This is a genomic window from Microbulbifer harenosus (assembly GCF_005771435.1).
Classification (GTDB): Bacteria; Pseudomonadota; Gammaproteobacteria; order Pseudomonadales; family Cellvibrionaceae; genus Microbulbifer; species Microbulbifer harenosus.
This window is the reverse complement of sequence record NZ_VANI01000006.1, coordinates 101,199-115,438: the sequence shown is the minus strand read 5'-3', so window position 1 is coordinate 115,438 and position 14,240 is coordinate 101,199. Positions and strand designations below refer to the sequence as shown.

The 14,240-nt window shown below is 57.3% G+C and carries 11 protein-coding genes; 4 read left to right on the top strand and 7 right to left on the bottom strand.

What is annotated here, in order from left to right; translation table 11 throughout:
* Window positions 1-10 precede the first annotated feature (10 nt).
* The 4 genes from FDY93_RS06285 (at window position 11) to FDY93_RS06270 (ending at window position 6,029) form a co-directional block, all read left to right on the top strand.
* Entirely contained in the window at window positions 11-2,128 is a 2,118-nt protein-coding gene (locus tag FDY93_RS06285) for a protein-disulfide reductase DsbD family protein (RefSeq protein ID WP_138234892.1), read from the top strand.
* A gap of 59 nt (window positions 2,129-2,187) precedes the next feature.
* Complete coding sequence (locus tag FDY93_RS06280; protein ID WP_138234891.1) at window positions 2,188-2,808, top strand: thioredoxin family protein; 621 nt, start codon at window positions 2,188-2,190, stop codon at window positions 2,806-2,808.
* Between the two features lie 287 nt (window positions 2,809-3,095).
* Window positions 3,096-4,298 (top strand): glycoside hydrolase family 88/105 protein, encoded by a 1,203-nt coding sequence (locus FDY93_RS06275; RefSeq protein WP_138234890.1) that lies wholly within the window; start codon window positions 3,096-3,098, stop codon window positions 4,296-4,298.
* Window positions 4,299-4,325: 27 nt separating this feature from the next.
* On the top strand, window positions 4,326-6,029 hold the full coding sequence (locus FDY93_RS06270; protein ID WP_205828085.1) for a glycoside hydrolase family 43 protein: 1,704 nt from the start codon (window positions 4,326-4,328) through the stop codon (window positions 6,027-6,029).
* A gap of 89 nt (window positions 6,030-6,118) precedes the next feature.
* Here the strand turns inward: FDY93_RS06270 and FDY93_RS06265 are convergent, their stop codons facing one another.
* The 7 genes from FDY93_RS06265 to FDY93_RS06235 all read right to left on the bottom strand — a co-directional run bounded on the left by FDY93_RS06265 (window position 6,119) and on the right by FDY93_RS06235 (window position 14,094).
* Entirely contained in the window at window positions 6,119-7,198 is a 1,080-nt protein-coding gene (locus FDY93_RS06265) for an AAA family ATPase (RefSeq protein ID WP_138234889.1), read from the bottom strand.
* Window positions 7,188-7,778 (bottom strand): nicotinamide riboside transporter PnuC, encoded by a 591-nt coding sequence (gene pnuC, locus FDY93_RS06260; protein ID WP_138234888.1) that lies wholly within the window; start codon window positions 7,776-7,778, stop codon window positions 7,188-7,190. Before pnuC ends, FDY93_RS06265 begins: the two co-directional genes overlap by 11 nt.
* Window positions 7,778-9,121 (bottom strand): AMP-binding protein, encoded by a 1,344-nt coding sequence (locus tag FDY93_RS06255; protein ID WP_138234887.1) that lies wholly within the window; start codon window positions 9,119-9,121, stop codon window positions 7,778-7,780. The genes pnuC and FDY93_RS06255 overlap by 1 nt, the downstream gene beginning before the upstream one ends.
* Window positions 9,118-9,702, bottom strand: coding sequence for a hypothetical protein (locus FDY93_RS06250; protein WP_138234886.1), 585 nt, complete (start codon window positions 9,700-9,702; stop codon window positions 9,118-9,120). The genes FDY93_RS06255 and FDY93_RS06250 overlap by 4 nt, the downstream gene beginning before the upstream one ends.
* Window positions 9,699-11,399: a VWA domain-containing protein gene (locus tag FDY93_RS06245; RefSeq protein WP_181954059.1), complete on the bottom strand. Its 1,701-nt coding sequence runs from the start codon at window positions 11,397-11,399 to the stop codon at window positions 9,699-9,701. Before FDY93_RS06245 ends, FDY93_RS06250 begins: the two co-directional genes overlap by 4 nt.
* A gap of 134 nt (window positions 11,400-11,533) precedes the next feature.
* Window positions 11,534-12,517: a hypothetical protein gene (locus FDY93_RS06240; protein ID WP_138234885.1), complete on the bottom strand. Its 984-nt coding sequence runs from the start codon at window positions 12,515-12,517 to the stop codon at window positions 11,534-11,536.
* Window positions 12,514-14,094 (bottom strand): AAA family ATPase, encoded by a 1,581-nt coding sequence (locus FDY93_RS06235; protein WP_138234884.1) that lies wholly within the window; start codon window positions 14,092-14,094, stop codon window positions 12,514-12,516. The genes FDY93_RS06240 and FDY93_RS06235 overlap by 4 nt, the downstream gene beginning before the upstream one ends.
* Window positions 14,095-14,240: the final 146 nt, after the last annotated feature.

Here is a 14,240-nt window from a genome sequence, read left to right as displayed (position 1 = left end):
ATCCATTTGAATGATTGCCGGGATTCGCAATCTCAACCCAGACTGGGGCCAAGGCGAGGATCGCGTGCTGATACGGAACTTATCCAACACGATTGTTCACGGTTTGTTGCTGTGGATCACCTGTTGTTTTTCGCTGGGGGCACTGGCTCAGGATACGGCAGCGGGCGATCACGTCAGCGTGCGCTGGCTGGCGCCGGAGCAATTCGGCCAGGGCCGCGATACTGTCGGGCTCTACTTTGACGTCGATCCGGGGTGGCATGTGTACTGGCGCAATGCCGGGGATTCAGGGGCAGCGCCGAAGTTTGACCGCTCTTCTGCCAGTGCGGAGATCAGCGAGATCCTGTGGCCTTTTCCGGTGCGATTGCCGATCGAGCACCTGACCAATCTGGGCTACGAGGGTGACGTCGCCTATCTGTTTGACGTTGTGCCGACATCCGCGCCGCTGAAGTTGCATGTAAACCTGGAGTGGCTCGTATGCAAGGTGGACTGCATCCCCGGCTTTGGCACCATGAGCCTCGAACGCCCTGTGGGAGACATCGCCCGCTGGTCGCCACAGGACCTGGCTGCCCGGGACCGTTTTCTGTCGCGGGTGCCAAAGAATTCGGCCGAGAGCCCGTGGCAGGTCGACACACTGCAGCGCGACAGCGACCAGTTGAGACTGACACTGCGTCACCATTCCGATGAGTATTTTACTCCGCATGTGTTTCCGTTGGACGGGGCTTTGCTGGTGGCGTCGGCACCCGATGTTCAACGCGATGCTGAACGCATCACGTACTCCTTCGCCCTGATGCCGGGAGCACCAGCCACGGACAGCACCGGCTTTGTGGTGGCCACGACATCGGAAGCCTGGCAATTTGATGATATTCCCATCGACGGGGCGTCGACCCGGAATCCATCGCCGAAATCCGCACCGGCGCAGCCTTTGTGGCTGCTGATTCTTGCCGCCATTGCCGGAGGGGGCATTCTTAACCTGATGCCCTGTGTCTTTCCGGTGCTGTCGATCAAACTATTCGGGTTGATGGGCGGCCGCACGCCGGCACCGGAACGTATTAAAACGGGATTACTTTACAGCGCTGGGGTACTGGCTACCTTCGCCTTGCTCGGCGGATTATTGCTGGCGTTGCGCGCCGGTGGCGCCGCCATCGGCTGGGGGTTTCAACTGCAGTCGGCGCCGGTGGTTCTGGCATTGATTCTGCTGTTCTGGCTGATGGCACTGTCTTTCAGCGGGGTGTATGAATTCGGCCACCGCTTGATGAACCTCGCCGGGCGCAGCCGTGGTGGCAGCTTTGCCACTGGCGTACTGGCTGTATTCGTCGCCGCGCCCTGCACAGGCCCATTCATGGGCGCGGCGCTCGGTGCGGCCACCCTTTTGCCGACCCCATCGGCGATGGCAATTTTTATCGGACTCGGTGTTGGCCTGGCTTTGCCCTTTGCGTTGTTGTGTCTTTTTCCCAGGCTGCTGCGACGTTTGCCGCAGCCCGGTCCCTGGATGGAAACCCTGCGCCAGTTTCTTGCCTTCCCGCTCTACATCACGGTGATCTGGCTGCTGTGGGTGCTGGGGCGTCTCGTCGGGGAAGATGGCTGGCTCTTGGGCAGTCTGGTGCTGCTGGCAGTGGTGTTCGCTCTGTGGCTGTCGCAACACCTGCACCGGATTGGCAAACTTTTCGCGTGGCTGTCGGTGTTCGTGGTGGTTGCTCTCGGGTTGATTGCAGCCGACCATCTGCAGGGGGAGCGTGGGCCGGCGATAACCGTGGGGAATTCCGTGCCGCGGGGTTGGCAGCCCTACGACAGGCCGGCCATTGACGCGGCGTTGGCGCGGGGGCAGGGTGTTTTTATCGATTACACCGCTGCGTGGTGTATCACCTGCCAGGTCAACAAAAAGCTGGTGCTCGATACCGATGAGACTGCTGCGTTGTTTGCAAAAAATAATGTCTATCTTGTACGGGCGGATTGGACGGATCAGGACCCGGCTATTACCGCCGCGCTGGCCGAGCTGGGACGGAACTCGGTTCCGGTATATGCCTGGTATGCTCCGGGAGAAAAGTCGCCGGTGCTGCTGCCACAGATTTTGCAGGCGAGCATGATTGAGGCGCTGTTTGCCGAATCGTCACGCTCAGACAATGAGTAGTTTGATAACAGGTAAATAGATAACAGGTAAGTAAAAGAGAAGAGGAATTCACTATGATCATGAAAAACAATCGTGCACGGCACCTGTTCAACATTGTGTGTGCCCTTATGCTTGCGGTACCGGTGTTGGCGATGGCCGCCGCAACACCCGGCGCCAAGGCTCCGGAATTTTCCGAAGTAGACGCCGCCGGAAAAACCCACAGCCTTGAGAATTACAAGGGCCGGTGGCTGGTGTTGGAGTGGTTCAACAAAGACTGCCCTTATGTGAAAAAACACTACGGCAGCGGCAACATGCAGGCGCTGCAGAAAAAGTACACCGGCCAGGATATCAATTGGCTGACGGTCATCTCGTCGGCCAAGGGCAAGCAGGGTTACCTGGAGCCGGCACAGGCAGCAGAAGTGGCCGCGAGTCACAACCTCAATGCCAGCGCGCCGTTCCTACTGGATGCCGATGGCAGCATGGGTCGCGCCTATGGCGCCAAGACAACACCGCATATGTTCATCATCAATCCGGAAGGGCTGGTGGTTTATGCGGGAGCAATCGACGATAACGACTCAGCCAATCCCGCGGTGATTCCCAGCTCTGCCAATTATGTGGCGGCTGCGCTGGATGCTTCATTGACGGGCGGCGCAGTAGAAGTGGCGTCGTCCCGCGCATACGGTTGCAGTATCAAATACTGAATATTCACTTAGTCGGCGGTACCAGGTACCGCCGAACTGTTCTGCCCGCCGCCTTTTCCTGGTTGCGGTGTTCACTACTTGTCCAGGGCTTGCCCCTTCTGGTGACCATCAAAATTCGATGGTCGCCCGGTTTACATTTGTGGTCAGGCCAAATATAGTGATTCGCCGACAAGAGAGCTGAATTGCCTGTCTTTGTTGTCAATTTGACAATAAGGTGTGTGCCGGCACCTTCCTTTTCACCTTGAGCAAACCAATCCCAAAAACAATAAGTTCACAGGCGCAGAAGTATGATCAGAAATGTAAACGTTTTCATTGTGGGTGTGATGATCGTGGCCGCAGCCCTGGTGGCGACGACGGCTGCCGCCGTCCCGCGCTCCGAGGATATGAGTTGGGCCGAGCGCATGGCCCTGTCCGATATGCAGCGCAATCCGCAGTCCTGGCAAATCGACTTCCGCGAAACGCCCAAATGGAACTACACCCACGGCCTGATGATGATCGCCTATCAGCGGTTATATGAAAAAACCGGGGATAAGCGTTACCTAGACTACATCCGCGACTACGCCGATACCCTGCTCGACAAAGAAGGCAATATCGCGACCTACTCACTCAAAAACTACAACATCGACCACCTGACGCCAGGCCGGATGCTGTTGTTTCTGGAGCAGCAGCACCCCAGCCCCCGTTACCGCAAGGCATTGCAAACGCTGAAAACGCAGCTCGAAGGCCAGCCCCGTACCAGTGAGGGCGGCTTTTGGCACAAGCAACGCTATCCCCATCAGATGTGGCTGGACGGCTTGTATATGGGGGCGCCGTTCTACGCCCAGTACCTGCAGGCAAGCAGCGCTGGATCTGCCGCCTTCGACGATGTTCAGCGTCAGTTCGATCTGGTGATGCGGCACCACATAGACCCTGAAACCGGCCTGCCGTACCACGCCTGGGACGAGCGCCGCGAGCAGAAATGGGCAAACCCGGACAGTGGCGTATCGCCCAACTTCTGGTCCCGCGCCATCGGTTGGTATGTGATGGCACTGGTGGATGCGATCGAGTATTTCCCGGAGCAACACGCGGGGCGGGAGGTCCTTTCCGGTTACCTGCAACAGGTGCTGGACGCCACCCTGAAGTTTCGCGATGACAAAACCAAGCTCTGGTACCAGGTGACGGATCAGGGCGACCGGGAGGGCAACTATCTGGAAGCCACTGGTAGCGTGATGTTTGTCTACGCCATGGCCAAGGGCGCAAATCGCGGTTATCTGCCGGCGCGCTACCGGGCCCTGGCCGAGGAGAGTTACCAGGGCATGCTGGACAACCTGATCCGCATTGACGCGGATGATAGCGAAGTGCACTTGATGCAGAACTGCGCTGTGGCGGGCCTCGGTGGTGACCCCTATCGCGACGGTTCTTTCGAGTATTACATCAGTGAGCCGGTACGGGATAACGACCCCAAAGGTGTGGGTCCGTTCATTCTCGCAAGCCTGGAGCTGGAAAAATAAAGAGCAATAAAAACTGGAGTGAGACAGATGATGAAACCCGTTAGAAACTCTCTCGGCCTTTTGGCCTGTGCAATGAGTGTATTCGTTACTGGCTGCGATAAACCGTCGCCGTCGGATGAGCGAGCTGAGACTCAGGTCTCGCGACCGGCCGCCGCCAATCGTCTGTGGCAGGCCGACCTCGGCAACGGCCACTATCAGAACCCGATTCTGTACGCAGATTATTCCGATCCGGATGTGGTAGCAGTGGGGGATGATTTCTATATGACGGCATCGAGCTTTAATGCCTCCCCCGGCTTGCCGATTCTGCACTCAACGGATCTGGTGAACTGGGAGCTGACGGGCTACGCGGTTGACAAGAACAGCCCAGCGGAACTGTTTGCGAAGCCCCAACACGGCAACGGCATCTGGGCGCCGAATATTCGTTACCACGATGACAAGCTCTGGATTTTTTTCCCAGACCCGGATCACGGTATCTACATGACCAACACTTCCGATCCCAAGCGCGGTTGGAGCGAACCGAAACTGATACTGCCGGGCAAGGGCATCATCGATCCCACACCTCTGTGGGATGATGACGGCCAGGCCTACCTGTTACACGGCTGGGCCAAGAGTCGTTCGGGTAAAAACAATATCCTGACTTTGCACAAAATGTCCGCCGATGGCACCGAGGTGGAAGTGGAGGGTGAAGTTGTCATCAATGGTCACGAGCTGGAAGGCTACCGTACCCTGGAGGGGCCAAAGTTCTACAAGCGCGGTGAGTACTACTATGTGTTCGCCCCCGCCGGTGGCGTACCTGTGGGTTGGCAGTCGGTTTTTCGCTCTAAAAATATCTACGGCCCCTATGAAGACCGCATCGTGATGGAGCAGGGCGACAGTATCACCAACGGCCCGCATCAGGGAGCCTGGGTGCACACGCCGGCGGGTGAAGACTGGTTCATCCACTTCCAGGCGCGCGGTCCCTACGGCCGCATTGTGCATCTGCAGCCGATGCAGTGGAAAGACGGCTGGCCGGTGATCGGTGTCGACGAAGACGGTGACGGCGTGGGCAACCCGGTCACCAGCTACCGCAAGCCTGAAGTGAGCAAACCGAGCCCGGTGAAAACTCTGCCGTTTGTGGACGAGTTTTCCGGTGATGAACTGGCGCTGCAGTGGCAGTGGAATGCCAACTACGACAAAAACTGGTACAGCCTGGAAGAGCGCAAAGGTTACCTGCGGTTGTTCGCGCAACAAAGTGTAGATCCGGAAGGTGACAACCTGTGGATGCAGCCTTCATTGCTATTGCAGAAACTGCCGGCTCCGGAGTTTATTGTGCAAACCACGTTCGATATTCCCGAGACGCTCGGTGAAGCGGATGGCGGCCTGTTGATGTTCGGCGAGGATTACGCCTGGATTGGCTTCCGCAATCTGCCGGGCACCGGTGAGGTGGAAATTGGGGAGGTGAGCTGCCGCGATGCGCGCAAAGATTGTACCGAACACTTTGAGCCGCATGCCCGGGTGAAAGCCGGCGAACTGACCCTGCGTATGACCGTCAGTCACGGCGGGCAGACGGTGTTCAGTTACCAGATGGAAAATGGTCGTTTCCGTGCGCTGGCGGAGCTGTTCCAGGCCCGCCGCGGGCGCTGGGTCGGCGCCAAGGTCGGGTTGTTTGTGCGCACCGACGACGCGGCGCAGGTGAACGCGGAAAACTATATTGATGTAAAAGACTTCCGCTTTATCCAGCCCGCAGGCTGACTGTCGAACAGTAACACAACTTTCCGTATGGACCACTAGTGCCGGCGCTGAGCGGCAAGAGCGCTGGCACTGTAGAGAAACGGTCGGAATCAAGCCAAATTGGGAGAGCGGGGTGCGTCGAGCACCATCAAAACATGCTGTACGCGTTGTTCGACATTACCCTGCAAAAGAGTGTAGGGAGTGCCTCGTGCCGCGAGCTGTTGCTGATACCAACGCTGCTGGGTGAGCCTGAACTCATTGTTGCGCCGTGTCCCATCCTGGACAAATTCAAAATCGGCGGCACATAGGAATACCTGTGCGTAGGGGCGTTCAGCGAGTTGAACCAGCTCCGGTTCGGCACGCTCAAACATGACGAGCGAGTAGAAATACGTGGTGAGTGGGCTGCTGTCGCAAACTAAGAAGCGCCTGGCAGATGCCGCTAGCGTTTCTTCACGGGCAATCTGCTTCTGCGCTATATGTAGCATATCGGAATATTGGAGGTGGCCATTTTGGGCCTCCCACAGCTCGCGACCGTATTCGGCCGCCCAGTGAGTATTAAGTACCTTTGCCAGTGCTGCAGCTAGCGTGGTTTTTCCTGTTGATTCACCCCCCAGAAGCACGATGCGCTCAACGAAGTCGGCATAGACTTCGGGTGCGAGAAACGCGCTCAGTGTATGAGGGTCCTGGCGAAGAGCTGTACCGGAAATGGGTACGATCTGGCGGGCTTTATCAACGCAGCGGTGCACAATTTTAGGGGTATCATTCTCCCGCTCGAGAAAATATCGTGTCAGTTCTTCAGCGAAGCCATCACCGTAATCTTCGCTGGTGAATATCACATCGGGACGATAGTGCAGGAGCTTTTCGCACACCCAGCCCACAAAGTGGCGTGATTCAGTGTCGGGTGCGTCGTTGTCAGGCAGTCGTGGTGCATTGATGCTGTGGTCTTGGGCAAGCTGCTGCAGTGCATGATCGTCCAATACCAATGCCGGCAAATGGGCAAAGCGTTTTTGCAGCCAGTTTCGGCGGCGATTGCTCTCGCAACCAGGAAGTTCAGGCTTGCTCCAGCTGAGTAGAACCAGCTCGTCACATTCTGCTTCCGCCTGGCTGATCAGGTGTTCATGGCCCAGGTGTAGGGGGCTGAATTTGCCAACAACCAGGCCGCGCTTGAATATCTTAGTGTCAGGTAGCATTGGCAACTGCAGACGTTATTTTTTCTGTTGAGGTGATTTGGTTTCGCCAGTAGTAGTAGGCAAGGATCGCGTTAATCCAATAGGCACTGTATAAGAATGCGGTGAGGTAGAGCTCGCGGCTGGCATACAGAGGTACGGCAATGGTGTTGACCAGTAGCCAGAATAGCCAACACTCCAGCTGTCGTTGCATTAGCAGACATTGGCCAATGACACTGAAAACCAGAATTCCGGAATCGAGAAAGGGCCCGTAGGCGTCAGTGAACGTGTGAAGCAGAATCCCATAGGCGGTGGCAACGACTACACCGGTGGGCGCCAATACCGCGACCCTCTTGAAACCTGCCCGACGTATTGATTTTTCCTGCCCTCCTTCACCATACAGCCATTGCCACCAGCCGAATATACTGGTGCCAATAAAAAACAGCTGCAAAACCACGTCGGCGTATAACTTGGCCTGATAAAACAGCATGCCAAATAATACGCAGCCGATGATTCCTGTCCACCAGGTGTGCACGCTGTTGCGCCCAGCGAGAAGAATGGAAATACTTGTTGTTACGCTTGCGGCGATTTCCAGCGTTGTCATTAGTCTGGGACACCTTTGAGGTCGGTTGTGTACTGTAATACTTTGTCTTCGCTATCAATGGCACTGATGGTAATGGCTACTGTACCTAACAATGCTTGTAATGCGCGACGCGCGGCTTCGGCAAAGATCATGGAAGCGGGTGCCAATCTCAGATGCAATGTTGCGTCGCTGTTCTGGTGCAAAGCGAATTGCGCTAAAGGTAATAACCGCAGCGCATGGGTGACATCAATGTTATTTAACCAACGGCCGTTGGTTGCGCGAAAGCTGACGGGTTTCCGGCCGGCCAGGTCGGCCAGTAATGGCCCTTCGGGGTGGTATCTCAATGTGGCGAAATCACCGGTGCGATAGCGTAATAGCGGAAGACAGAAATTGAAACCGCCGCTGAGTGTGATTTCGCCGCGCCCGCCCACGGCGACGGGCTGACCCTGTGGGTCGAGGATTTCCACGTAGAGATCCGGCTGTAACAGCAGGTGGCCATTGAGCGCTTCATCGTACACACCGATTGGGCCAGCCTCGTTCATGGAATAGATATCGAGCACTGGCGCGGAAAAATGATTCTCAAGCTTTTTTTTCATTCCTTCAGACAGCATCATGCCTACGGAAATGAGTGCGCGCGGCCGCGTCTTTAAAGGTAATTTCAATAGTTCCGCAAAGGACAGCGGGTCACCGGTGTAGACTTCGGGGTTCAGTGCGTCTAGATAGGCGGCACGATCTGCAGGGTCTCGCCAGTCGTTGGGGTGCAAATTGATCTTGGCGAGCCCGGATTCACCCAGCTGCGGGGTAACCGACACGTAGGTGAAGCACTGTTGCTGAAAACCGACCAGTACTACACCGACCCGTTGTGGCCCGGGTGTCAACTCGATACCAAAGCGGCGCAGTGCCCGCCGGTGAAAACTCAGATAGCTGGCGGCAACACGGGGGTGTGAGGCGAGCACCAGGGGGTTGCCGCTGGTACCGGTTGTTTGGAAGTTGATCATGCGTTCGGTAGGTACGCTGTCGGGTACGAAGGCTGCAATATCTCGGCTGAAGTCGGCGCGGCTGACGGGCGCAATATCAACAAAGTGTGGATTTCTCCCCTGTGCCCGATAGTAGGGCACTTCGCGCCAGACCCGCGCGACGAAGCCGTCCAACCATAGCGGGCGCTGTTGTGGAGTCCAATCCGGGCGGCGCGTCGACATCTCCTGTTCAAAGGCCTCGAGGGCAATCAAATCCTGGGGCAGCAGGCGATTGCCACTTTGATTGCGATAGTGGGGGGCCTGTGGGTGCTCGCGCAGAAATTTGAGCATTTGGGCACCGGCATCACTCAGAGTGGGATAACGCTCTGGGTCGGTATAGGTGGTCATTCTCGCGTCCACTTATCGGCAGATTCTGCGGCTGCTTTTCGGGCGAGGGCTTCGCGAATCTCGCGGGCGCGGCGTTCGGCCTCTTGGCTTTCTTTTAACAGACGCTGACGTTCGATACTAGACAGTGCACTTAAGCGGTCGCTGGCCTGGGATTCACTTTCGCCTTCCGGGCGAAAGCCCAGGCGCGCCAGTACATAACGGGAAAACTCTTCGCGCCGCTCGGCGTCATGCAGGCACTTGTCTACATGGCTGGATTGAGCGAACTCTGCCATGTCTTGCTGCAGTAAGTTCAGTAAACTAAATCCTTCAAGCTGGGCTTGGCGAAACCACTTGGCGTCGAGCAGCCATACGCACAGCGCTACAAATTGCAGGTGTTTTCGATCTGCGTTTTTGCACCTACTGCCGAAGCCTTTCAATTCCATGGCGCTGGCGCGATAGCCAGCGAGGCGCAAACAATCGCCAACCAGAGAGGCGACCTCGAGCCGCCCCTGGCTACCAATACGCGGTTCGTCGAGAAAATCTGCGGGGCATTCAGTGACTCGCTGCAGGATCGTTTGCAACGGCGGTCCGATCAGTTTCATGGACGGGCTCCATGTTTGGCGAAAGCCCGAGGGAATGGGCCATCGCGACTGGCATCAAGGCGCTCCTGCTTGCGGTCCCCGTAGTGGCGTCGGCTGAACTCACGTGCAAAGTCGAGCAGTTGTGGCAGGTCGTTGACCATGTGAATCTGCCAGCCTTGCTCGATCCGGGCCCGACGCAGATCCTGGCTGACTTTTGTATTGCTCGTCTGCCAGTCTTGCCAGAGGTTGAGTGCCATAGTACCTCCAGCCCGACCACGTTGGAGCGCCTGTGCAGCGACCTCCCAACCGCTGTTGCCGCGCTCGTCGTCGTCGAACATGGTGGTGATGCCGTCATCGGAAATATGCAGGATGTGGCAGTCGCGTTCGTGTTCGGCACGTGTGCTGAAGGTTTCGCGCAGTTTGTGAATCGGAAATGCTGTGGCACCGCCGAGGTGGCCTGTAAGAATACGCAGAATGGCTTCTTCGTCACGTACAAATCCCGGTGTACTGGTGAACTGATTTTTGCCACTCCACAGCGTCGCCTGCACGCGCGAGCCGCCGCGAAGGGCGGACAGGCAGATCACCGCACCGGCGAGTGCCATGTAAGATATGCGTTGCTGCGGGTTTGGCATTGAGCCGGAGCTGTCCACATAGATGTCGAGGTCTATAGGTTTGCTGGCTGGCTCGTTGCCAGGAGCCAATCCATAGTGCCGCTTCATTGTCGTGACACCTGGCACCGCGTGAGGCGAAAGGCTGAGGCTGGCGAGCCAGTCAATGTCATCCAGCGCATCGCCGAGCTCCCAGGCTTCTAGTCCCTCCATCTGCGCTTCCTGGCGCTGAGGTACCTTGGACTTTGGAAAAGGAATCAGGTACGGCAATGCCGCCTCGCGGTAATAGCGTACCGCCATATCAGCATCGCTGAGTTTGAGGCCGGCGGCGCGCAGTATTTCTCCGTATTCGAAGGGTTCACGGCGCTGGCCACGGCCGGGCGTGTTGGCATCGGTCGTTTGGGGAGTTGGGACCTCGGGACTTTTATCGAGGTTGTCGTTGATCAAAGGGTCTTCCACCGGGTGAATCGGGTCTTGCAATTCGCCATCACCATAGTCAACCAAGCCGCAGGGTTCGCAATCGAGGCCGGCTTCCCGGGTGTCGTGCAGACGCTCCAGAGCCGCGGCCTCTTCTTCTGCCGCTTCGTGGAGATAGGGCAGTAGCAAGGCTGCGAAGCGGGCGCCGCCGGTGAGCCAGTCATTGGCGTAAACCCGTACCAGGCGCGCGCCGAGCCAGGAGTGGGATTCAAACAGCGGATCGTCTACCGCGACACCGAGGCTGCCGGATTCTAGTGTCCACAAGCGCTCGTAAATCCGCATATACAGGGCCCAAACGCCCGCTTTGGTCATAGCTGGCTGGCCGGCGAGGAGCTTCTGGTAAATCGTGTGCATCTGCAGGCGGCCCTGGCGTTGCAATCGGTCGTTGATCAGGAGATCTGTATAAAGGTTGGCGACCATCGCCGCATGTTTTTCCAGGGTTGGCAGGCCTTTGCGAATAGTGGCGAGCAGTCGGAAATGATCGCTTGCGTTCGCTGGGGCTAACACATGGTGACCAACTTCATGTGCCAATATTTCCATTGCATAGTCGTCGAGGCCGAGCTTTTGTACTGCTTCGAGATCGATCACCACGCTCTGGTCTGCGAGGCGGATCATGGCAAACGACGTGGTCAAACCTTCCTCGGCTGCCGCCACAGTAGATGCGCATAGCCGCGGATCGGACAAGCGCGTGAACTGGCTCCATACCGCCAGTGCCCGGGGCCAGGCTTCTTGCCATCGAGTCAGCAATTGTTCTGAAACGTCGGGCTTCATCGCCAGGGCACCACATAAATTGAAAAACTGTAGGGTGAATACAGTGCGGCACTATGCTCGTTCCAGGCCAGTTGCAAGTCGTCCCGGCAGAAGCTGTGCTCGACCCGTCCGCGCAGGGTGTGCAGGCCGCCGTCAATCAGGCCTGGGGCAGGTGATGCCGGTGCCTGATAGTCCGTTGCGGCAAGGTATTCGTTCGCACTGGCGGGCAGCAGTAGCGCCCCGAAACTGTCGGCAAGCAACAGGAAATAGCGGTCTTCACTTTTCACCATAAATCCCGCAGCACAAGCGCGCACGCTCGGGGGGGTGGGAAAATGACCGCCATAGCCTGTGAATCTACCCACCTCATGTCCTAAGACATTGGCGTTGCCCGGATTGAGAAGCCATGGGTCGCGTTCCAGCAGGGGCAACTGTTTGGTCAGCTCCCCCTGTTCCGGCAGTCCGAGAATCGCGCTTGCTGCTTGCGGGTGCGCACTGGCCAGGCGCAATGCAGCGAAGCGAAACTGCACGGCTCCGGCGCGCCATGCCGCCAAAACACCGATGTCGGGTAATACATCTCCTCTGATTTGGGGAGCCTGCTCCAGCAACAGCTGCAGCCATTGCTCGGCGCGGGCGCCCTGTGCGTGCAGATTCAACAGTGCATTGCAGAGAGCGCACAGCATCGGAGCCGGTTGAGCGGGCAATATTCCGACCAGCGCAGGCAGCACTTCCTGCCACAATCGGTCCAGCAACCGGCCCCGTGTGTGGCCACCGGCAAGCTCACGCCCCACGAGCTCGAGTGCTACATCGTAAGCGGCACTGGCGACAATACCGCGGCACTCGGGCGCGGCAGCTGCTACAAATGGATCGACGCTGTGCGTCAGAAACTGGCCCAAAAGCTCGCTGTTGAAGGATGGATAGCGGTGACGGGCTTCCGCAGCCCGGGCATTGAAGTCGGGCCGGCCAGCGCGCAGGACCTCTTGAAACTCGGAGCTGATGGTCATTTCTGTGATCGAAGCCAGTGCAGATAATTTGTATAACGCTGATGCAGGTATTTGAGCTTGAGCAGATCGTCGTAGAGGTGGCCATAGAGTTTGCGCCCTTTGCACCACTCGGCAACCAGACGCTCGATTCTGTTGATTCGGGTGCGCGTTTCGCTTTCGCTGACGGACTCCAGGCCGAGGCTGAATTCCTGTTCAAGTTGTGTGATCGGATCTTCCTGGTCAAGCCCCAGCCTTTCGTATTCTGCGTTCGAAAGGTCAAAGAGATGGCGCAACCAGCTGATACTGTCGCAACGGTAAGCGGCATTCTGTGGCAGTGAAAAGAAGGGCGCATCCAGATCGGCGCGGAGTTTGTCGTTGAGGACGAAGGGTAGAATCTGGCGCAGGTCTTCCAGTTCCACTGAATTGTTACCACGGAAATAGGCCAGCGCCTTGGCGTAGACGAGCAGCGTCATAAGGTTGCGCACGGATAGGCCATTCAGGGTCTGACAGCCCAGATCCTTAAGACGGTCGCGCCCGTTGTCGGCAGCGACCAGCTGTGCCCAGTCGACCGCCGACAAACGCGCGGTGTCCTTGGTCATGTATTCAAACTGGGCACCAGCGGTCTCGGAAAGTTCGAACTGGCTGGTAAAAAATTCGAGACGCCGGCGCAGGGGGGCAGGCAGCTCCACCTGCAGTATTTCGCCGTGCATCTGATCGATTTCTGCTTCGCTGAACACGATCTCCTTGGGTACCACTTCCTCCGGGCGGATACCTTCCTCAATACGCACCAGCAGGTCGCTCAGAAAACGTGGATTGAATGCCAGAGCCTGCACGATAACGTCGATGCGATCGCGTAGTGCTTCAATCACCTGATACGTGCCTCCGCCCTGATCGTCATTGGCAGTCAGGTACCAGGCCGATTCGGGGCATTCATAAATGTGGTTCAGTACCTCGGCGTAGTTGTCCCCCATAACCGTCAATAGCGCGCTTTGCGTGCGGGTTGGAATGCGGTTGTACTCGTCGATGATTTTGACCCGCATACCGAGCCAGTTCCGCCATGCGATGCGGATGTCTTCCATACGCTGGGCACCCACCAGATCGGCGGGCAAGGGGTTGCCGAGCAGGTCGGCAATGGTCATCTGTGGATGGCCGTGCTGCATGGCCCGGCGCACTTCCTTAACCGGGTAGCCCGCCAGCACGCCCATGAGAATGGCGCTGGCGGTTTTGCCGCGCCCTGGGCCGCCCACAAAAAGGCATTTTCGCCGGGTTGCGAAGGTCAGCAGTGGCAAAAGTACATAGCTGGAGTAGCTCTGGGCGGAGGGCAGCGTCAGGCGGCGTTTGCTATCGCCCACCACAAAACTTTGCGGTGGGGTGTCGTTGTATTCGATGTCGTAGTGGGGACTGATAATGGCACTGTTGACGACCCAGAAGTAGGCCTGACGAAGCTTTTCATCGAGTGCAACCGCCGTATCAGTGGTATCAAATTCGCTTTGTAGCGGCCCCTGATAGAGGTCGGCAACATCAAAGGTCCGCGAGCGCGGTGTGTCTTTGGGGTTGGTGGGCGCCCGTGAAACGCGCTTGAATATATCGAACGGCATTGACTCTCCCTGTTAGTCATTACTGCATTTCCTGAATATGATTGCGCGAACATTTTTACGTGCTCAAGTTCAAGCCCAGGCCCGCAGGCATCCGATAATAACAACACTGGCTTCCTACCACATCAATTTATGGCGCATTTTGGGGG

What these genes read in the sequence shown, in the direction of transcription:
- FDY93_RS06250 (WP_138234886.1), bottom strand. Translation starts at nt 9,702, where the DNA reads ATGAAACTGATCGGACCGCCGTTGCAAACGATCCTGCAGCGAGTCACT.
- FDY93_RS06275 (WP_138234890.1), top strand. Translation starts at nt 3,096, where the DNA reads ATGATCAGAAATGTAAACGTTTTCATTGTGGGTGTGATGATCGTGGCC.
- FDY93_RS06270 (WP_205828085.1), top strand. Translation starts at nt 4,326, where the DNA reads ATGATGAAACCCGTTAGAAACTCTCTCGGCCTTTTGGCCTGTGCAATG.
- pnuC (WP_138234888.1), bottom strand. Translation starts at nt 7,778, where the DNA reads ATGACAACGCTGGAAATCGCCGCAAGCGTAACAACAAGTATTTCCATT.
- FDY93_RS06240 (WP_138234885.1), bottom strand. Translation starts at nt 12,517, where the DNA reads ATGACCATCAGCTCCGAGTTTCAAGAGGTCCTGCGCGCTGGCCGGCCC.
- FDY93_RS06255 (WP_138234887.1), bottom strand. Translation starts at nt 9,121, where the DNA reads ATGACCACCTATACCGACCCAGAGCGTTATCCCACTCTGAGTGATGCC.
- FDY93_RS06285 (WP_138234892.1), top strand. Translation starts at nt 11, where the DNA reads ATGATTGCCGGGATTCGCAATCTCAACCCAGACTGGGGCCAAGGCGAG.
- FDY93_RS06265 (WP_138234889.1), bottom strand. Translation starts at nt 7,198, where the DNA reads ATGCTACCTGACACTAAGATATTCAAGCGCGGCCTGGTTGTTGGCAAA.
- FDY93_RS06280 (WP_138234891.1), top strand. Translation starts at nt 2,188, where the DNA reads ATGAAAAACAATCGTGCACGGCACCTGTTCAACATTGTGTGTGCCCTT.
- FDY93_RS06235 (WP_138234884.1), bottom strand. Translation starts at nt 14,094, where the DNA reads ATGCCGTTCGATATATTCAAGCGCGTTTCACGGGCGCCCACCAACCCC.